Source organism: Borrelia anserina Es, from assembly GCF_001936255.1.
GTDB lineage: Bacteria > Spirochaetota > Spirochaetia > Borreliales > Borreliaceae > Borrelia > Borrelia anserina.
The window spans coordinates 805,902-825,666 of record NZ_CP013704.1 but is presented as its reverse complement, the minus strand read 5'-3'; the positions used below and the strand labels follow the sequence as shown (position 1 = coordinate 825,666).

At 29.6% G+C, this 19,765-nt stretch carries 24 protein-coding genes, 1 tRNA gene and 1 pseudogene; 11 read left to right on the top strand and 15 right to left on the bottom strand.

Going from position 1 to position 19,765, the window contains the following annotated elements; translation table 11 throughout:
* Positions 1-14: 14 nt before the first annotated feature.
* The 15 genes from ftsH to N187_RS03875 all read right to left on the bottom strand — a co-directional run bounded on the left by ftsH (position 15) and on the right by N187_RS03875 (position 10,187).
* Positions 15-1,922, bottom strand: coding sequence for an ATP-dependent zinc metalloprotease FtsH (gene ftsH, locus N187_RS03945; RefSeq protein WP_025419936.1), 1,908 nt, complete (start codon positions 1,920-1,922; stop codon positions 15-17).
* On the bottom strand, positions 1,919-3,235 hold the full coding sequence (gene tilS, locus N187_RS03940) for a tRNA lysidine(34) synthetase TilS (RefSeq protein WP_038443449.1): 1,317 nt from the start codon (positions 3,233-3,235) through the stop codon (positions 1,919-1,921). Before tilS ends, ftsH begins: the two co-directional genes overlap by 4 nt.
* Positions 3,235-3,807: an aminoacyl-tRNA hydrolase gene (gene pth, locus N187_RS03935; protein WP_025419934.1), complete on the bottom strand. Its 573-nt coding sequence runs from the start codon at positions 3,805-3,807 to the stop codon at positions 3,235-3,237. Before pth ends, tilS begins: the two co-directional genes overlap by 1 nt.
* 6 nt (positions 3,808-3,813) lie before the next feature.
* Positions 3,814-4,362 carry a 50S ribosomal protein L25/general stress protein Ctc gene (locus N187_RS03930; RefSeq protein WP_025419933.1) on the bottom strand — a complete coding sequence of 183 codons (549 nt, stop codon included), beginning with the start codon at positions 4,360-4,362 and terminating at the stop codon, positions 3,814-3,816.
* 24 nt (positions 4,363-4,386) lie between these two features.
* Positions 4,387-4,458 (bottom strand) — tRNA-Gln (locus N187_RS03925).
* A gap of 61 nt (positions 4,459-4,519) precedes the next feature.
* On the bottom strand, positions 4,520-4,810 hold the full coding sequence (gene spoVG / locus N187_RS03920; protein WP_025419932.1) for a septation regulator SpoVG: 291 nt from the start codon (positions 4,808-4,810) through the stop codon (positions 4,520-4,522).
* A gap of 98 nt (positions 4,811-4,908) precedes the next feature.
* Complete coding sequence (rsfS, locus tag N187_RS03915) at positions 4,909-5,259, bottom strand: ribosome silencing factor (protein ID WP_025419931.1); 351 nt, start codon at positions 5,257-5,259, stop codon at positions 4,909-4,911.
* Positions 5,234-6,421, bottom strand: coding sequence for an LCP family protein (locus tag N187_RS03910; protein ID WP_025419930.1), 1,188 nt, complete (start codon positions 6,419-6,421; stop codon positions 5,234-5,236). The genes rsfS and N187_RS03910 overlap by 26 nt, the downstream gene beginning before the upstream one ends.
* Positions 6,422-6,994: a nicotinate (nicotinamide) nucleotide adenylyltransferase gene (gene nadD / locus N187_RS03905; RefSeq protein ID WP_025419929.1), complete on the bottom strand. Its 573-nt coding sequence runs from the start codon at positions 6,992-6,994 to the stop codon at positions 6,422-6,424. It lies immediately after the preceding gene.
* 82 nt (positions 6,995-7,076) lie between these two features.
* The gene (obgE, locus tag N187_RS03900) at positions 7,077-8,060 is read right to left on the bottom strand and encodes a GTPase ObgE (RefSeq protein ID WP_025419928.1); all 984 of its coding nucleotides are present in this window, start codon (positions 8,058-8,060) and stop codon (positions 7,077-7,079) included.
* 22 nt (positions 8,061-8,082) lie between these two features.
* Positions 8,083-8,328 (bottom strand): 50S ribosomal protein L27, encoded by a 246-nt coding sequence (gene rpmA, locus N187_RS03895; protein WP_025419927.1) that lies wholly within the window; start codon positions 8,326-8,328, stop codon positions 8,083-8,085.
* On the bottom strand, positions 8,315-8,647 hold the full coding sequence (locus N187_RS03890; RefSeq protein ID WP_025419926.1) for a ribosomal-processing cysteine protease Prp: 333 nt from the start codon (positions 8,645-8,647) through the stop codon (positions 8,315-8,317). Before N187_RS03890 ends, rpmA begins: the two co-directional genes overlap by 14 nt.
* Positions 8,647-8,961 (bottom strand): 50S ribosomal protein L21, encoded by a 315-nt coding sequence (gene rplU / locus N187_RS03885; protein WP_025419925.1) that lies wholly within the window; start codon positions 8,959-8,961, stop codon positions 8,647-8,649. The genes N187_RS03890 and rplU overlap by 1 nt, the downstream gene beginning before the upstream one ends.
* Positions 8,962-9,083: 122 nt before the next feature.
* The gene (locus N187_RS03880; protein ID WP_025419924.1) at positions 9,084-9,614 is read right to left on the bottom strand and encodes an adenine phosphoribosyltransferase; all 531 of its coding nucleotides are present in this window, start codon (positions 9,612-9,614) and stop codon (positions 9,084-9,086) included.
* Between the two features lie 36 nt (positions 9,615-9,650).
* Positions 9,651-10,187: a DUF2147 domain-containing protein gene (locus N187_RS03875; RefSeq protein ID WP_025419923.1), complete on the bottom strand. Its 537-nt coding sequence runs from the start codon at positions 10,185-10,187 to the stop codon at positions 9,651-9,653.
* Between the two features lie 240 nt (positions 10,188-10,427).
* Between N187_RS03875 and flgF the strand changes: the two genes are divergently transcribed.
* From flgF to N187_RS03820, 11 genes and pseudogenes are all read left to right on the top strand, one after another.
* Positions 10,428-11,276 (top strand): flagellar basal-body rod protein FlgF, encoded by an 849-nt coding sequence (flgF, locus tag N187_RS03870; protein ID WP_025419922.1) that lies wholly within the window; start codon positions 10,428-10,430, stop codon positions 11,274-11,276.
* Between the two features lie 12 nt (positions 11,277-11,288).
* A complete protein-coding gene (gene flgG / locus N187_RS03865) occupies positions 11,289-12,086 on the top strand; it encodes a flagellar basal-body rod protein FlgG (protein WP_025419921.1) in 798 nt (265 codons plus the stop codon).
* Positions 12,083-12,727, top strand: coding sequence for a hypothetical protein (locus N187_RS03860; protein WP_084797397.1), 645 nt, complete (start codon positions 12,083-12,085; stop codon positions 12,725-12,727). The genes flgG and N187_RS03860 overlap by 4 nt, the downstream gene beginning before the upstream one ends.
* 214 nt (positions 12,728-12,941) lie before the next feature.
* Positions 12,942-13,937: a flagellar basal body P-ring protein FlgI gene (locus N187_RS03855; protein ID WP_025419919.1), complete on the top strand. Its 996-nt coding sequence runs from the start codon at positions 12,942-12,944 to the stop codon at positions 13,935-13,937.
* A gap of 2 nt (positions 13,938-13,939) precedes the next feature.
* Positions 13,940-14,281, top strand: coding sequence for a rod-binding protein (locus N187_RS03850; protein WP_025419918.1), 342 nt, complete (start codon positions 13,940-13,942; stop codon positions 14,279-14,281).
* A gap of 114 nt (positions 14,282-14,395) precedes the next feature.
* The gene (locus N187_RS03845) at positions 14,396-15,199 is read left to right on the top strand and encodes a sigma-70 family RNA polymerase sigma factor (protein WP_025419917.1); all 804 of its coding nucleotides are present in this window, start codon (positions 14,396-14,398) and stop codon (positions 15,197-15,199) included.
* A gap of 46 nt (positions 15,200-15,245) precedes the next feature.
* Complete coding sequence (locus tag N187_RS03840; protein ID WP_025419916.1) at positions 15,246-16,172, top strand: divergent polysaccharide deacetylase family protein; 927 nt, start codon at positions 15,246-15,248, stop codon at positions 16,170-16,172.
* Positions 16,138-17,176: pseudogene (gene tsaD, locus N187_RS03835) on the top strand (tRNA (adenosine(37)-N6)-threonylcarbamoyltransferase complex transferase subunit TsaD). Before N187_RS03840 ends, tsaD begins: the two are co-directional and overlap by 35 nt.
* Positions 17,151-17,945 (top strand): pyridoxamine kinase, encoded by a 795-nt coding sequence (locus N187_RS03830; RefSeq protein ID WP_025419915.1) that lies wholly within the window; start codon positions 17,151-17,153, stop codon positions 17,943-17,945. Before tsaD ends, N187_RS03830 begins: the two are co-directional and overlap by 26 nt.
* Before the next feature lie 252 nt (positions 17,946-18,197).
* Positions 18,198-19,286 (top strand): undecaprenyldiphospho-muramoylpentapeptide beta-N-acetylglucosaminyltransferase, encoded by a 1,089-nt coding sequence (gene murG / locus N187_RS03825; protein ID WP_025419914.1) that lies wholly within the window; start codon positions 18,198-18,200, stop codon positions 19,284-19,286.
* Entirely contained in the window at positions 19,276-19,764 is a 489-nt protein-coding gene (locus N187_RS03820; protein ID WP_025419913.1) for a CvpA family protein, read from the top strand. Before murG ends, N187_RS03820 begins: the two co-directional genes overlap by 11 nt.
* Position 19,765: the final 1 nt, after the last annotated feature.

Sequence of the window (19,765 nt, the reverse complement as noted above, 5' to 3'; positions counted from 1 at the left end):
CTTAAAAACTTTATTCACACATTGACTATCCCTAAGTTAGACTCCTTTAAAATTTTTTCATTATCACCCTCAATCATTTCAAACCCTAAAAGCTCTCTTACTTCATTATCTGTCAAAGTCTCCCTTGCCACCAAGGCTTCTGCAAGCTTAACCAACTGCTCCTTATGTTTCATTAAAATATCCGATGCCTCTTTCAAACATCCTTCAAGAATTTTTTTAACTTCTCTATCCACTCTATCAGCAGTATTCTCAGAATATGCTTTTGGCTTAGAAAATTCTTTTGGAAGAAAAATCGGAGCTTCATCATCTACTAAAAATATTGGTCCTACATCTTCTCCCATGCCCCACTCTGTAACCATTTTCTTTGCCAAATTAGTAGCCTGCATCAAATCATTCTGCACACCAGCTGTAGTAAAGCCCAAATTAATCTTCTCACTAGCATAACCTCCATAACATATCTTAATCTTATCAAGAATCTGATTTTTATTTATTGAAAGTCTATCCTCTCTAGGAAGAGAAAAAGCAACCCCAAGAGCTCTACCTCTAGGAATAATAGTAACCTTATGCAAAGGATCAGCATGTTCAAGATAATAATGCAATAACGCATGTCCTGCCTCATGATAAGCTGTTTCAAGTTTCTGCTTATCAGTAATAGTCATAGATTTTTTAGCAACACCCATTAATATCTTATCTCTAGCTTCTTCCAAATCATGCATAAGAATCTCGGATTGATTATTCCTTGCAGCAATTAAAGCACTTTCATTAATCAAATTTGCAAGATCAGCACCACTAACACCAGGAGTAGCTCTTGCTATTATCTTTAAATCAATTTCCTTTGAAAGTTTAGTCCTCTGAGCATGTATATTAAGTATTGCTTCTCTTTCTTTAACATCAGGAAGAGTAACTGTTACCTGTCTGTCAAATCTACCAGGTCTAAGCAAAGCAGAATCAAGAACATCAGGCCTATTTGTTGCTGCCATTACAATCACATTAGTATATGTTCCAAAACCATCCATTTCTACCAACAACTGATTAAGAGTTTGCTCTCTCTCATCATGACCACCACCAAGACCAGCTCCACGACTTCTTCCCACAGCATCAAGTTCATCAATAAAAATTATACAAGGAGCATTTTTTCTTGCATTATCAAACAAATCTCTAACACGACTTGCCCCAACTCCCACAAACATCTCAACAAAATCAGAACCAGACATATGAAAGAAATTTACACCCGCCTCACCTGCGACAGCTTTGGCAAGCAATGTCTTTCCTGTTCCAGGAGATCCAACTAAAAGAACACCCTTTGGAATCCTAGCACCTATCTTTTCAAACTTCTTAGGATTTTTAAGAAATTCAACTACTTCTCTAAGTTCCTGCTTAGCCTCTTCTTGCCCAGCAACATCTCTAAATGTAACCTTATTTTTGCCTGCCTCATACTTTTGAGCATTGCTTTTCCCAAATGAAAAAACCTTGCCCCCACCACCTTGAGTTTGACGAAATATAAAGAAGAAGAAAACAAAAAATAATACCCATGGTAAAGTTTGAAGAACAACACCAATTAAAGATGATTGACTCTTACCAGCACTGAACTCAACTCTCCTAGCCCTAAGTTCAGAAAGTAGATTAATATCAAAATAAGGAATACTAGTAGAGAAATAAGATTTCCCCGAATTTAAATTTTTAACAACAAATTGAATCTGGCTTTTATCAATTATGACAGCTGACTCAATTAAACCACTATCTAGATAAGTTTGAAACGTACTATAAGGCACATTCTTATAATTCTCTCCGCCCCGTATAAAATAAGACATGAATATTGCTAAAATTAAGAAAACTATAACAAGAACTAAAATCCAATTCTTATTTTTCTTTTTGTTATTAGATTTACCATTATTATTCAAATTATTATCATTAATATTCATTCCTTTAAAAATCCTCCGAACAAAGATATACTAATTCTTGTAAGAATACTCTTATTACTCCACATTAAGTTTAAAGTATTTAAATCAATAATTCCAATTATCTTATCATTTAACACTAATAACATTAAATAAAGTGGATTACATCTTACAAACTTAGAAAAGAACTTTTTTGATTGTAACTTATTTTTAAAAAATCTATGCCCAAACTCATAAGAACAACATCTCACTGTCAATATAGAATCATCCTTACACTCCAAATATTCTAACAAAATCTTACCCAAAGATAAACTATGATACTCATTAACTCTTAAAAAAAAATCAAAAGGTTCACGCATCTCTTCAGCTTCTCTAAAGACAAGATTAACTTTATCCTTACGCTTTTCCAAAAAAAATTCATTAGTTTTAAGTAAAATCTGACTCTTTTTATCAGCAAGATTTACCCTAAAAATCTCACCTAAAGCTCCATATGATAAACCAGATACAATTCCTTTCAAATTTAAAATCTTAAAAAGACTCCTAAAAACTAAATATCGAGGCAATCTAAAAAAAGTCATAGCATCAAAAGAATAATAATAATTACCCTTAACATGGGGAAGAAAATTCTCTCTGTCAAAATAATCTACAAGTTCACTTGAAAAATTAGATATTCTTTTTAAACCTTTTGCATATCCTTTAAAAATTTTTCCAATAACTGGCATAAGATTATTTCTAATTCTATTTCTTAAATACAAATCTTCATGATTAGTACTATCAATAAAATAGACGATATTATTCAAGGAAAGAAATTCTTCAATCTCTTTCCTTGATACCTCAAGTAAAGGCCTAATAATATTGCTATTGACAACTGGAATACCGGAAAATCCATCTAAAAATGAGCCTTGAAAAAATCTCATCACTAAAGTCTCAAATTGATCATTTTCATTATGTGCAAGAGCAATATAACTAGCCCTATTTTCTTCAAGAGCCTTTAACAAAGCATCATAACGATATTTTCTAGCTAACTCTTCAACTGACATATTAAACTGCCTAGATTTTTCCTTTATATCAACATCGCATCTCTTTATTTGAAAAGCAATATCATGAAAATTACAAAACTTTTTTATATGCTCTATTTCTAGATTTTGTTCAAATTCTGACCTTATATAATGCGCAAAATAAAATGCAACTATATTATTATTTAAATACTCCCTTAAACCCAATAGCAAAGTAGTAGAATCTGCACCTCCAGAAAAAGCAACAATTACTTTTCTTTTAATTAAATAATTTTTTTTATAAAAACTGTCTATTTTTGTTATTATATTATTCCAAAACATCAAAAACTACTAGAATTAATAACTGCAACTTTATGCTCAAAGTTTAACTCATCGATATCTAACATCTCTTCACTTAAAAATTCAAACGCATTTTTAATACGCTTAATCTCACTATCGCTAAATTTTGCAAGAACAAAATCCTTAAGGCTAAACTGATTGTTACTGCAAACCCCAATCCCAATATAAAGTCTACTATATTTAACACTTCCCAGACTCCCAGATATGGAACGAAGTCCATTATGCGTAGAAATACCTCCCACCTTTCTAAGTTTACACTTACCCAAAGGTAAATCAACATTATCAACTACAACCAAAAGATTATTTACATTCATGCAAAACTTAGAAAAAACAGAAGGAAAAATATTACCACTCAAATTCATATAAGTTAAAGGCTTAATTAAAACTATCCGTTTATTTCCAAGCTTAAAATCAGAGTATTCATAATTTTTTACCTTTGTCAAAGAAAGACCATTTTTCACAACCAACTTATCTATAAATTCAAAACCAACATTATGCCTAGTATGAAAAAAATTAGACCCGGGATTACCCAGGCCAACTACTAATAAATCCATAATTCTTTACTTTACAAGTAAAATTGCCAAATTTTCATCCCTTTCAGCAAGCCTAACATTATTAGGAAGTACAATATCTTTAAAAGTTACCTTATCTCCCTTCTTAACAGGAGTCAAATCTATTTCAATAAATTCTGGCAAATCCAAAGGTAAAGACTTAACTTTAATTTTAGTTCGAAGCACACTTAAAGTACCCCCTTCTTTAACACCAATAGAAGCTCCTACAAATTTAATTGCAATATCTTTTTCAACATCCTTAGTCCTATCCACTTCATAAAAATCAACATGATAAATCAACCTTTTAGTAAGATTTTCACTCACATCTTTAATAAAAACACACCTCTCAACTTTTCCGTTACTTAAAACCAAAACAGTATTATCTGTAAATTTTGAAAATTTCTCATTAAATTCATTATGCTTAATTTTTATATGCAAGACATCACTCTCTTTTCCATACACAACAGCCGGTATTTCAGACTTTGCTCGTATTCTACGAGCACACAAAGAACCAAAACCTAGCCTATCTTCATATCCTAAAATCTTACTACTATCCACAATGAAACTCCTCATACTAAAATACTGGGACGGAAGGATTCGAACCCTCGCATGTCTGGACCAAAACCAGGTGACTTACCACTTGTCGACGTCCCAAATACTTAATTATCCATAAGTCAAAAGGATACAAAATACACCACAGTTTGTCAATTATTTCCTAACCTATTTCAAGTTCAAAACTCGAAGGATTTTCCTTTACATATTCTTTAAAAATAGCACTTTGCAAAGTCTCTCTAAAATTTTGATTAATAGGATGCACAATGTCCTTATACTCACCGACCTTAGTTTTTCTATTAGGCATAACAATAAAAACACCCTTATGACCCCTAATAACTCTAATATTATGCAAAACCAAGCAATCATCAAAAGTAACTGTCACATATGCCAATAACTTTGAACTGGGACTTTTATTATCAACTCTCCTAATTCTTATATCTGTAATATCCACGTCCAGGCCTCCCTAAATACATGTTCTAAATCTAAAATATTTTTAATTTTTTGTAAATAATTCTTACGATATTTTTATTTTTTTTAATTAAACAACTCTTAAGGATAAATAACTTCGCCCTTATCCCATATCTTTTCAAGTTCATAGTATTCTCTAGCATTTGCACTCATCAAATGTATAACTAAGCCTTCACATGAAATAACCGTCCAATCAGGAATAAAGCCCTTGCCTTGAATACAGTAATTAAAATCCCTTTCCTTAAAGAATGTTACCAACCTTTCAGTATACAAAGCTTCCATTTGCCTAAATGATAGACACGTAACAAAAATAAAAAAATCAGCCCAATTACAAATAGAACTAACATTAATACTTAAAACATCAGCTCCACCAAAATCAGATACAATTTTGCATAACTTCTTAATATCATCTACTCTTAACATATCTCCCATCAAAATCATCTCCCAAAATGATTATTACATCAGGACTCATATCAGGTATATCAAGTCCTAAAGTATCATCTATATGAAACTCAGAAATTGGTTTAATTTTTTTTGCTCCAATTACATCACCAACCTTAATGGCAATCTCCAAATTATCTGAATTATTTATTATCAAAGTATGATCATAATTATGTCTATCTGCATTACCAAACCTCACAACCTTAAATTTGAAAGATTTAAAAATATCTGCTGCATTTCTTGCAAGTCCAGTAGTCTTAGTACCATTTAAAACAACAACTTTGATTACCTCTTCATTTCTAGTTTCACCCATTAAATCTTTATTTAAATTTTCTATCGACTCCTTAAGAATTGCTCCCCCATAATAAGGAAAAACTACTTTTATTGAATTATTATCATCATCCTTAAATATCTCCTCCTGCCCCTTAATATCAATAAAAATAAATTTCTCATTATTGATTTTATAATTAGCAAGAATATACTTAAATACAGTTTCAGAAAGATTAGTATCCAACATGAAATACATCTTAGAAAAGTAATCATACTCCTCCTTAAAGTCAGAAAATTGTGTTAAAATTTTTTTGAAAAATTCTTTAAAAAACTCGAATCTTTCATCATAAGAAGCAATATCCCTGAAATAACCCAAATAATCATAAGCTTTATCCCCATCAAAGACCGAATTACCAGAAGGTATTAAGATAGGACGCACCAAACTATATACTTTAACAGGATTTTTAACAAAAAGTCGTACTCCCCCAAGATAGTCAACAAACTTCACAAAATTATTCTTTTTAAAACGAATATAATAATCAGGTTCATGATTTAACTGTCTAGATACTTTAGACAAAAACTCACTAAAGCTATTTTTTTTATACAAATTTTCAAACCAAGACACATTTCCCTTTAAATCCTCATAACCTGTATAAACAGGAATATCCAAAAATCCGACATTTCCTGTTTTTACACTAATAAAAATTTCTTGCATACTTAAAAGATTATCATTGTCATCTTCTATAAGAAATAAAAAGCTAACATTATTCTTAGTATTTAGTTCAAAATATATTTGCTCTCTTTTAGAACTATCAACAAAAAAAATTACAATACCAAGAACTATTAAAACAATTAAAACTAAAAAAAATAACTCTCTCCTCACCTACTCACCTTTAATATATAAATTATTACTCTTAATATATTGTAAAACATCAAAGGGAAGCAAATAGTCAACTGGCAATCCTTGTTTAATCCTATTTCTAATCTCTGAAGAAGAAACAGGAAATATTTTATTCTCAATATAAATATGCCTAAAACGACTAACTAATCTTTCACTATAAATTCTGTGAACTACTACAAGATTAACAGATTCAACTATTCTCTCTGGATTTTTCCATGAATCAAAATCCTCAAAAAGATCATCTCCAATAACCAAATATATATCATCATGCACATATTTATTCTTAATACAAGTAATAGTATCAATAGTATAAGTAATTCCGCCATTTATCATATCACATTCATCAATAAACATATTATTTTCATATTGTAATGCCAACTCAAGCATTGCAATCCTATCTTTAATACTAATATTTTCAACACGTTTATGAACAGGTTTATGAGTAGGAATAAACAGTACTTTATCAACATTTAGAAAATGCTCTATTTCCTTTGCTAAAAACAAATGCCCAATATGAACAGGATTATAAGTACCACCCAATATTGCTATTTTCATACATTTTCCATATATAACATCTAAATATACTAATTAAAATCCAAACAATATTAATTTTAAGCTTCTAAAAAAGACAATTATTTCAAATTCTTGATAAAGCAAAAAGCTCATTAACAAGCTCGTCTATTCCACTATTATCATAAATAGAAATTCCTAAAACTTTCTCACTACCCAAAGCTCTTTTTAACTGACTAAAATTTTCAACTGCACCTTCTAAATCAAGTTTATTAGCAACAATTATCCGCTTCTTACTTAAAAGTTCCAAATTATAAACACTAAGCTCATTGACAAGAATATCATAAGCTCTCATAAAATTATCACTAACAATATCAATCAAAAAGACCAAAATCTTAGTCTTTGAAATATGTCTTAAAAATTCAAAACCAAGACCTATACCTCGATTTGAACCCTCAATTATCCCAGGTATGTCAACAATTACTAAATCATCATAAGAATTATTCAAAATACCAAGATGTGGAACCTTAGTAGTAAAAGGATAACTTGAAACTTTTGATTTTGAAGCAGTTATTGTAGAAATAAGAGAAGACTTGCCTGCATTAGGAAACCCAACAAGCCCAACATCAGCTATTAACGATAATTCAAGACGTAAATTCAAAGTAGCACCAGATTCTCCAGGCTGAGCAAACCTTGGCGTACGTTTTATAGAACTTTTAAAATTTACATTCCCAAGTCCACCCTTTCCACCCTTTAAGACAATAACTTCATCATCAAAGCTCTGAAGCTCAAATAACAAAGAATTAGTATCAACATCATAAATATAAGTATTAGGAGGAACAACAATAATTAAATCTTCACCAGAAGTTCCACTCTTTCTAGAACCCATACCAGGCTTGCCATTATTAGCAGCAAGAATCTGTCCATTTTTATAAAGAGACAAAGTTCTAAGATTTGGATTGACCTTAAAGACTACATCTCCACCTCTTCCCCCATCACCGCCATCAGGACTTCCCTTAGACTTAAACCTTTCACGCAAGAAAGAAACACACCCTGCACCTCCATCACCTGACGACACAGTTATGTTTAAAGAGTCTTTAAACGTATGCAAATCAACCTCAATTATAATAATATTAAATAATATTTATATACTTCCGGCCTTTAGAAGTTTTAAACTCTACTATACCGTCTTTTAATGCAAATATTGTATAATCCCTACCAAGTCCAGAATTTTTTCCCTCATGAAATTTTGTACCTCTTTGTCGTACAATTATTTCTCCAGCTCTTACAAATTGCCCACCACTTCTCTTAACACCAAGTCTCTTAGATATAGAATCTCTTCCATTCTTAGAACTACCACCACTTTTACTTGTTGCCACTACTTTCCTCCAAAACTAATTTAATATCATAAGGATATTCAAAGCATAAATCCTTTACACCTTGTATTAAAAATCTACTATAATAAAAGAGATTTTGCTTATTCAAATCCCCAAAAGACGCATCAAATTCTACATAACCTTTTACAGAATTATCTATAATAAACACCTCTCTCTCATAATCAAGAATACTAAAAAAAGTCCTTAAAATAAAAGAAAAAGAAGCACAAACCACATTAACATAACTACTTCCCTTAGCATGCCCATTAGCTAAAATATAAATAACTATATCATTACGAGTCCTTATTAAAACATTAATCACTAGTTAACAATTATATCATCAACCAAAACATAAGAATAAGATTGACGATGTCCAACCTTTCGCTCACTAGCCTTTCTTCTTCTATACCTGTAAGAGACAACCTTTTTATCTTTCTTGTCTTCTATATAAGTACATTTTACACAAGAACCTGAAACATAAGGTTTTCCTATCTTTACATCTCCATCCTTATTTACAAGCATAACACTTTTAAATTCTAACTTATCACCTTCACAAGCTCCAATCTTATCTATCTTTAACATCTCTCCCATAACAGCTTTATACTGTTTACCTTTAATTTCCAATAACGCATACATCACACTCACCTCTCATGTTCAGACAAATATTATAACTTTAACAGAATTTAAAGTCAATTATTCAAACTCAATTAACTTACTTAATTCCACTTAATAACACAAAATTAATTGCTAAATAATCATTAAGAGTACTTAACAAGAGAATTCAAACTATACTCCTTCAAAATATCTCTACCATTCATACTCACAAGTTCAATGAAACAAAATATATCAGATACTACACCGCCTGCCTTTTTAAGCAACATAGCAGCTGCTTTTAAAGTGCCTCCAGTAGCTAAAATGTCATCGACTAACAAAATATTTGAATGTTGTTTAACATCATCTTTATGTATCTCAATACTACCAAATCCATATTCAAGCTCATACTCCTCTCTTAAGACTTGTCTTGGAAGCTTACCTCCTTTTCGAATTAGTAAAAGAGGCAAGCCCATTTTCAAAGCCAAAGGAGCACCAATAAGATAGCCTCTTGATTCAATAGCGGCAATACAATCAATTTCTCTTGATGAATAAAGAGCATGTGCATCTTCCATTAAAAATTTATATGCTTCTGCTTCAAGTAAAACATTAGTAATGTCATAAAAAAGTATACCCTCCTTTGGAAAGTTAGGCACTTTCATAATAAACTTATCATAATATTCCGTTTTATCTCTCATTAAGACTTCCCACAAAAATTAAATATTTATTCTTCTTCACTTTTCTGCCACAGGCGGATTTGGTACTATGCTTTCTACATCTAACTCTGGAATTTCATCTTCTCTAGCTCTTGTCCAAATTTTACTCCTACCAAAAATCCAAACCTTACCCTTGGTAATAAGATTACCCGTTTTTGGATCTACTCTCATTTCAGAAGTATAAATCTTACCATTATTAGGATCAATAATTTTACCCTTATCCCACTTGCCAGCAGACTCAACATATTTAAGCCCCCACATAAAATCAAGACCTTCAATAGTTAAATGTTCAAAACCTACCACCTTAGAATTAGAAGGATTATCAACATCATAAACTTTCCCATTTTTTATTACATTTAAAATCCGTCCATAAACTTTATCATTATATTTATAAACATAAATTACAGAATTTTTAACATTGGTAGTATCATCATAGCCAACCCAATATCCCAAAACTTCACTACCATCTTTTTTAATATCTATTTTTTCAGACTCTGCAAATGCAAAACAAGAAAAATAAAATAAAAATATAATTTTTAACGCATTTTTATGCATACAAACTCCTAAAACTAATCTCTAAACCAACAATTTAAATAGATCATGACAAGAAAAAATTATACATTTATTTCATACTTTTTGCAAAAGAGATAATTTACCTGTATGATTTAAACTATTAAATATAAACCAATGCTTTAAGCTTATAGCAAAAATACGTAAACTAAATAAATCAGAATTGATATATAATAGTTTTAGTGATAATATTAATAACATAAACAAAAGTAATAAGGATTCCATGTGGTAAGAGGCATTTATACTGCTGCTAGCGGAATGACAGCACAAAGACATAGATTAGATGTTATTGCTAATAATTTGGCAAATATCGACCTTACAGGATATAAAAAAGATTTGTCTGTCCAAAAGGCTTTTCCTGAAATGTTAATCAGACGAATCAATGATGATGGTCTTTACAAATTTCCTAAAGGATATCTAGAAACAGCACCTGTGATTGGCAAGCTTGGCACAGGAGTTGAAGAAAATGAAATATACACTTCATTTGAACAGGGACCATTAAAAATAACTGAAAATCCTCTTGATTTAGCATTAACTGATGAAGGATTTTTTGTTGTTCAAACACCAGAAGGAGAAAGATATACAAGAAATGGCTCTTTCACACTTGGTCCAGAAGGCATGCTCGTTACAAAAGACGGATATCCTGTACTTGGAGAAAAGGGATACATATATCTAAAAGACAATAACTTTAAAATAACAGATCAAGGGCAAATATTTCACAATACAACATTTGAAGAAAATCCCAAAAGACTTGTAAGTGAATATGAAAATTCATGGGAAAATTATGAACTTCTTGATAACTTAAAGATTGTAAATTTTAAAAAAACAAGATTTTTGAAAAAGCAAGGAAGTTCACTCTGGCAGAGTACAGAAATATCTGGACAAGCTAAAAACATCGCAATAAATTCAAGACCTAAAATTGAAACTGGAGCTTTAGAAGGATCAAATGTAAATGCAATTAACGAAATGGTATCAATGATAACAGTCAACAGAGCATATGAAGCAAATCAAAAAACAATACAAACCGAGGACTCACTTCTTGGTAAATTAATTAATGAAATTGCAAAGTTTTAAGGAGATTAGCTTATGATGAGGGCACTATGGACAGCAGCCAGCGGAATGAAAGCACAACAGTATAATGTAGATACAATTGCTAATAATCTTTCAAATGTGAATACTACAGGGTTTAAAAAGGTAAGAGCAGAATTCGAAGATCTAATATACCAAACACAAAAAAGAGCAGGGACTCCTGCAACTGAGGACACAGTAAGTCCTCTTGGCAATCAAGTTGGACATGGAACAAAAGTATCAGCAACGCACAGAATCTTTGAACAAGGAAACTTGCAAGCCACCAATATAAACACTGATGTTGCAATTGAAGGTGATGGATTTTACAAACTCCTTCTACCAGATGGCACTTATGGATACACAAGAGATGGCTCATTTAAAATCGACGCAAATGGGGATCTTGTAACAAGTCAAGGTTACAAATTATTACCTGATATATCCTTTCCTGAAGGATATATAAAAGATTCTATTACCATATCTCAAGAGGGGATAATATCTGCAAAAATTGGTGAAAGTCCTGATCCAATTGAACTTGGTCAAATAGAAATCGTAAGATTTGTGAACCCAGCAGGGCTAAATGCAATTGGAAATAATATATTTAAAGAAACCATTGGCTCCGGAGAAGAAATATCAGGAGCTCCAGGAAGTAACGGAATGGGTAGACTAAGACAAGGTATTCTTGAAATGTCAAACGTATCAATTGCAGAAGAGATGGTAACAATGATTGTTGCACAAAGAGCTTATGAAATAAACTCAAAAGCAATTCAAACCTCAGACAACATGCTAGGAATTGCAAATAACTTAAAAAGGCAGTGAAAACACTTACCAATAAAGTTGTATTATTCTATCTACTTACAATAAATTTATCGCAAATAATATCTTATGATACCTGTTTTACAATATCCCCTAATAAGATATACTTTTTCTCAAAAGAATATTCAAAAATATGCAGCAATAATAACCTATCACAAATTTACATAGGCCCATATTTTAAGAAAAAACAAATAATATTTGAAATGATTAGTTATATTACAAAGGATCTAGCAAGTAAAAATATTTATATATTGCAATTCAGTTTCGATGAATCAGAAATCAACATAGAAAATAAATTCTTAACCAATCTAAAATTTAAAGCAATAAAAAGCACATCATATAAAAATATACCAATACAAAAGACTTTGGTTTATTATGCAAAAAAATTTGAAGACTATAAAAAACATAACAAAGTAAATGTATACATTGACATAATAGAACCGATTGTATTTGCAAAAACAGATTTAAAGGTATGCCAAAACCTAAATGAATACAATGTTTATTTTAAATATAAAACAAACACAACTAGAAACAATGAGATTTTAAACTTAAACGAATTAAATCAAAGTAAATACATAGTGATACAAGATATAATGAAAAATAACGAAATAAAGCTAAACAAAATACAAAAACAACAACAATAATACGTTTCAAAATACAAAGTCCTAATTCCATTACTAATTTCATTCATCCATTATAACAATAAAATAACTATGGAAATCTTCCTAAAATTCCTTTATGTCATAAAAATAAGCTTCAAACTATCGAACAAATCTAAAGCATAAATGAATAAACCAAAAGCAATTGCAATAATATAAAAATAAAGGTAAACTATATTGCCATACAAGGAATAAAATCATGAAAAAACTGGCAATATTAGCAATGTTAAGCTTAAAGATAACTTTAAGTTCATTTGCACAAGAAAATCAACCTTCAAAGACTCCTGACAATGAAAATATTACTCCTAACCAAATAAGTGAACAAATAAAATTGAAAAATATTGCAGAAATAAGATCTACCAACTCATACACGTTAACAGGAATTGGAATAGTAGCAGGACTTACTGATAAAGGGGATTCGCTTAAAGGTAAAGAAATTTTAAACAAAACTTTAAATAAAATTGGAATAAATGAAATAGATCTAACAAATATAGGAAGCAAAAACATAGCATTAGTAAGTGTAACAATCAAGATAAATGGAAACATGATTAAAGGTGCAAGTCAAGATGTTTACATAGCATCTATGCTAGACGCAAAAGACTTAACAAATGGTATGCTTTTAAGAACAGAATTAAAAGATAAAGAAGGAAAAATACTAGCAATAGCATCAGGTCCAATAACAATTAATGAAAAATCAAAAGGTACAGGATACATACTAGACGGAGCAATCATACATGAGAATAAAGAATACAAAAATTACAACATAATTCTCAAAAAGGAAGATTATACCTTAGTAAATTCAATAAGTAAAAAACTAACAAGCAAAAATATAAAAAATAATATAAAATCAGGAAATATTATAGAAATTGAAATTAACGAAACCAATTTGCTAAGCGAAATTGAAAAAATAGAAATAGAAACTATACCTAAAGTGCTAGTAAACGAAAAAAACAAAATCATTATAGCAAGTAAAAATGCAGAAATAGGACCCCTTATATTTTCAATTGAAAGAAATGAAAAAAATTTATTTAGCAACAAAAACAATGAAAAGGTAAAAATAGAAATACAAAAAATGAAAATAAATGAATTTATATCAAAAAATTCAGATAATCTCAACAATGAAGAATTAATAAAAGTAATTAAGGCAGCTAAAAAAATCAATAAATTACATGGAGAATTAATTCTGGAGGAATAAAAATGATAAACAAAATTAATCTACAAAGATTAGAAGCAAAAAAACAAATCAAACAGGTTCAAACCCTAAAAGATAAAGTAAAAAAAACAAATCAATATAAAAATGATAATAAACTTTATGAAGCTGCACTAGAATTTGAGGCAATGTTTGTAAATCAAATGCTCAAGAGCATGAGAAATTCTTTAAAAAAAGAAAATAATCTAATTAATGGAGGGCAAACAGAAGAAATCTTTGAAGATATGCTCTATTTAGAAAGAGCAAAACAAATAGCCAAATCTAAAAGCTTCAGACTTGCTGAGCTAATCCACAACCAGATAACAGAAGTAAATAACTTTAAGAAATAATTCATATTTAATAGTAATATTAATTATTTCTTAAGTTGGCACGATTTTTGCGTCACATCAAAGGGGGGAGAAAAAAGATGTTGATACACAAATTTAAAAGATTGGAGAGGTGTTGTGAATATATTTAGCAATGAAGATTTAAACATATACTTAAAATCCGTAAGAGAACATAGACTGATAACTCACGAAGAAGAAGTTGAACTTGCAAAACAAATTAAACGCGGAGACCTGAAAGCCAAAAACAAAATGATAAATGCTAATCTACGCCTTGTATTAAAAATTATTAAAAGATATGCAGGCAAAGGATTAAAAGTTGAAGACTTAATACAAGAAGGAAATTTAGGTCTAATTAGAGCTGCTGAGAAATACGACCCAAGCAAGAATACCAAATTTTCAACCTACGCTTCATTTTGGATTAAGCAATCTCTTCAAAGAGCATTAAATACCAAAACAAGACTTGTAAAGGTACCATACAGAAAAGAAAATTTAATACTCCAAATAAACAAATATCTCATGGAAGAAGAAAAATCACCAAAAAAAGAAGATATAATGGAAAGATTTAACTTAACAACTGCTCAATATATCAAAATCATACCTTATCTCGAAAAAGAATATTCCCTTGATAAAAAGATCGAAGGTTCAGAAAATTCTACACTCCTCAATCTTTATGAAGACAATTCTTTCAATCCTGAGAGTACTCTTGAACAAAACTCAACATTAAAACATCTCAATCATATATTAGAGACAAAACTAAACGATAAAGAAAGGTATATTATAAGAAAACGATATAATTTAGATAACAATGACAAAAAAAGCACCTTAAAAGACATTTCTAGTGAGCTTGGAATCTCTTCAGAAACCGTAAGACAAATTGAAAAAAGAGTACTTAAAAAGCTCAGAGACGAACTCTATCAATAAACATTGACTTAGTAATAGATTTTGCTATAATGAGAAGCTACTGAACATGAATATTCAGAATGCTTTTATTTTGCTTAAGAAAAATAAATTAAAAATTACGATACTATTTATTATCATTACATCCTTTGCTTCAATAATCGTATTATTTTCTAGTTTTATATACATAAAATCGAATGCAAAAAAAATTAATCTAAATCTTAAAGATAAATTAGAAAAAATTAGAAAAGAAAATTTAATGAAAATACAAAAAAAACTAAAACTCAATAACCTAAAACCTGAATTTTATCTCATAATTGATGATGTTGGCTATGATGAATTTATGCTAAATGAATTCATCAAAATTAACTTAAATATCAACTTTTCAATCATCCCATTTTTACCAAAATCAATGGATTTTTATAACAAACTAACAAGCAAAAACAAAATTACAATGATTCATTTTCCAATGCAATCAAAGTATAACAATTCAATAGAAAAATTTCACATAAACATCAATGACAATGAATCTGAAATACGAAGAAAAATTGAAAAGACATTCAAAACTTACCCCAATGCAAAGATAATGAATAATCACATGGGAAGTCTTATTACCTCAAATGAAAACATAATGAAAACCATACTAATCAAACTTAAAGAGGAAAATAAATACTTTTTTGACAGCCTAACCACCAAAGAAAGCATATCTGAAAAAACTGGCAAAGACATTGGAATTATCGTAGAGCAAAGAGATATATTTCTTGACAACAAGGATAATGAACAAGCTGTTATGAAAGCACTCGAGAGCGCAAAGCAAATAGCAAGAACAAAAGGAGTTGTAAAAGTAATAGGTCATATTTGGTCAAAAAATACTCTTAAAATACTAAAACAAGAGTCAGAAAACTTAAATAAAGAATTTGAATTTAAAAATTTAATATACCTTTATCAAAGAGAGAAAAACAATGAGAGTACTTGGAATAGAAAGTTCGTGCGATGACTGCTGCGCAGCTATAGTAGAAGATGGTACCAATATTTTAAGTAATATTAAGCTTAGTCAACAAGAACATAAAAAATATTATGGCGTGGTTCCAGAAATTGCTTCAAGACTACACACAGAATCCATCATGTCTGTTTGTCAAAAGGCAATAAAGAATGCTCAAATACAAGCCTCAGAAATTGACTTAATAGCAGTAACATCTAAACCAGGTCTTATTGGTTCCTTAATAGTTGGAGTAAACTTTGCTAAAGGCTTATCAATCGCCCTTAAAAAACCTTTAATTTGTATTGACCATATTTTAGGACATCTTTATGCCCCCTTAATGACTCAAAAAATAGAATATCCATTTTTATCCCTAATACTCAGTGGAGGACACACAATCCTTGCAAAACAAAATAACTTTGATGAGATTGAAATACTTGGACAAACACTCGACGATGCTTGTGGAGAAGCATTTGACAAAGTAGCAAAATACTACGAAATGGGATTCCCAGGCGGACCCAAAATAGAAAAATTAGCCCAAAATGGTAATCAATATGCATTTAATTTTCCAATTACAATTCTTGACAAAAAAGAATACAAATACAACTTTTCATATTCAGGACTCAAAACAGCATGCATACATCAACTTAAAAAGTTTAAAGATAAAAATGCAAACATAACAAAAAACAATATTGCTGCAAGCTTCCAAAGAGTAGCCTTTGAAAATTTAATTATACCAATTAAAAGAGCAATCAAGGATACCAAAATAAAAAAACTAATAATATCTGGAGGAGTTGCAAGTAATCTTTATTTAAGAGAAAAGATCAAAAATCTTGGAATAGAAACATACTATCCTCCAATTGACCTTTGCACAGACAATGGAGCAATGATTGCAGGAATTGGCTATCTTATGTACCTAAAATACGGAGCAAGTCCAATTGAAACTGATGCAAACTCAAGAATAAAAAACTATAAATACATAAAAGGATAAAAACTGTGAAAAGAGTACTAGCTATGCATGATATTTCAACTATCGGTCGAGCATCACTTACAATATGCATACCAGTTATATCATCATTTAATATGCAAGTTTGTCCATTTGTAACTGCTGTTCTATCAGCAACAACAGATTACAAAGAATTTGAAATAATAAATTTAACAAACAAATTAGAAAAATTCATTTTATCTTGGAAAAATCAAAATGAAAACTTTGATATATTCTATAGTGGATTTCTTGGAAACAACAATCAACAAAAAATAATAGAAAACATGTTCAAGATATTAAAATTTGAAAAAATAATAATTGATCCCGTATTTGCAGACAATGGAATACTCTATCCTACTTTTGACAACACAATAGTAAGTGGATTTAGAAGCCTAATCAAACATGCAGATATCATAACACCTAACATCACAGAACTAAAAATGTTAGCTAAAACTGAAGAGATAAAAAATAAGGATGAAATAATAAAAGCAATATTAAATCTTGATGTAAATGGAATAACTATAGTTACAAGTGTAGAAAGGGAAAATCTTATAGGAGCTGTTGCTTATAACAAAAAAACAAACGAATATTCAGAGATTTTTTTAGAAAAATTAGAGCAAAACTTTGGTGGAACAGGAGATTTATTTACAAGTTTACTTATAGGATATTTGGAAAAATTGGAGATAGAACATGCCTTAGAAAAAGCAATTAAAGTAATTCATTCGATAATAAAATATTCCATTGAAAATAATACTTCTAAAAAAGAAGGTATCCAAATTGAGCAATTTTTAACAAATATCTTCTAACTTATTTAGGAAAATATTACCTACTCTACTCCCACGTCAAACAGCAATTTTTAAAGAATAAAATAATTTAGTAAAAAAACATTCTGCCATTTTATAAAACTAAATAAAACATTTAAACAAACAAACAAACTTCATAACTAAAAAGAAAAAGAACATATAAAATTTGCATTAAGATATATTATTAAATTAAAATATAAAAATAGAGCAATTATATGCAAACTCAATACGATATATATATATATGAAAGAAAACATAAAAGCTAAGAAAATAATCTTTTTTACAGGAGGGGGCACAGGAGGCCATGTATTCCCAGGAATAGCAATAATTTCAAAACTAAGGGAAATTGAACCAAATATTAAATTTTTTTGGTTAGGAAAAAAAGGTTCAATGGAAGACAAGATTATAAAAGAACACAAATACATTAAATTCATTGCAATTCCATCAGGAAAACTTAGAAGATATTTCTCGCTACAAAACTTTACTGATTTTTTTAAGGTCATATTTGGAATAATCAAAAGCTTTTTCATAATAAAAAAGTATAAACCCCAAATTATATACGCAACGGGAGGCTTTGTATCAACTCCTCCAATTATCGCAGCAAGAATACTTAAGGTAAAAAGCATAACTCATGAAATGGATCTCGATCCGGGACTTGCAACAAAAATCAACTCAAAATTCGCAAACAAGATACATATTAGCTTTCAAGAAAGCAAAAAATATTTCAAGCAAAAAAACGTCTTATATACAGGTTCACCAATAAGAAAAGAATTCTTAAATCCAAATCCAAATATCATCAAGAAATTAACTCAAAACACACAAAAGCCTATAATTAGTATACTTGGAGGTTCTCTAGGAGCAGAAGTTTTAAATAAATTAACTGCAAATATCAAAAACCAAATTGATGCGTATTTTATTCATCAATGCGGAAGAAATCTAGATGCAACCAGGGAAAATAATTATTTAAGAAGTCAATTTTTTAATGCAAAAAAAATGGCAAGCATAATACAATTTTCAAACATAATAATAAGCAGAGCAGGAGCAGGAGCTATTAAGGAATTTGCTAATGCTGGTGCATGTGTAATCTTCATTCCATTTGTAAAAGGCTCAAGAGGAGACCAAGTCAGAAATGCAAAACTATTAGAAGAACAAAATGCATGTTTAAAAATAGATGAAGAAAATTTAAGCGTTAGCAAAATCATAAATACAATAAAAGAAATTCTAAGAAATAAAGAAAAGTCTAATACATTAAAAAATAACATAAAAAAATTTCACAATAAAAATTCATCAAGCTTAATAGCTAATCTATTGCTTAGAGAATTTGAGGAAACAAATGCTAACTAACAACCCTTTTAAAATAACTGGTATAGTCGACATACTAATAATAATAATTTTTGTATCACTAGGTCTTAGAGGGTTTTTACGAGGTTTTATCAAAGAAATTGCTGGATTCGTTGAGATTTTCACTTTAATATTCCTACTTTATAATAAAACCAATGATTTTAAAATATTAATATCACCCATTATTGATTTATCATACGTTCAAGCACTATTAGTATTTTTTTTAATAATACACATAGGATTCTTAATCTTAGAAGCATTAATGGAATCAATAGTAAATCATCTAAAGTTATTATTTTTTAACAGGATACTTGGGCTAATGCTTGGTTTATTTGAAGCTTTCGGAATCATTGCAATCGTAGTATATATAATTCATTCACAACAAATCTTTAATCCCAACTACTTTTTAGAAGGAAGCAAATTTCTGGAATACCTCAATCCTAGCATAAACTACTTTTTTAAAATATCAAACAAATCATAAA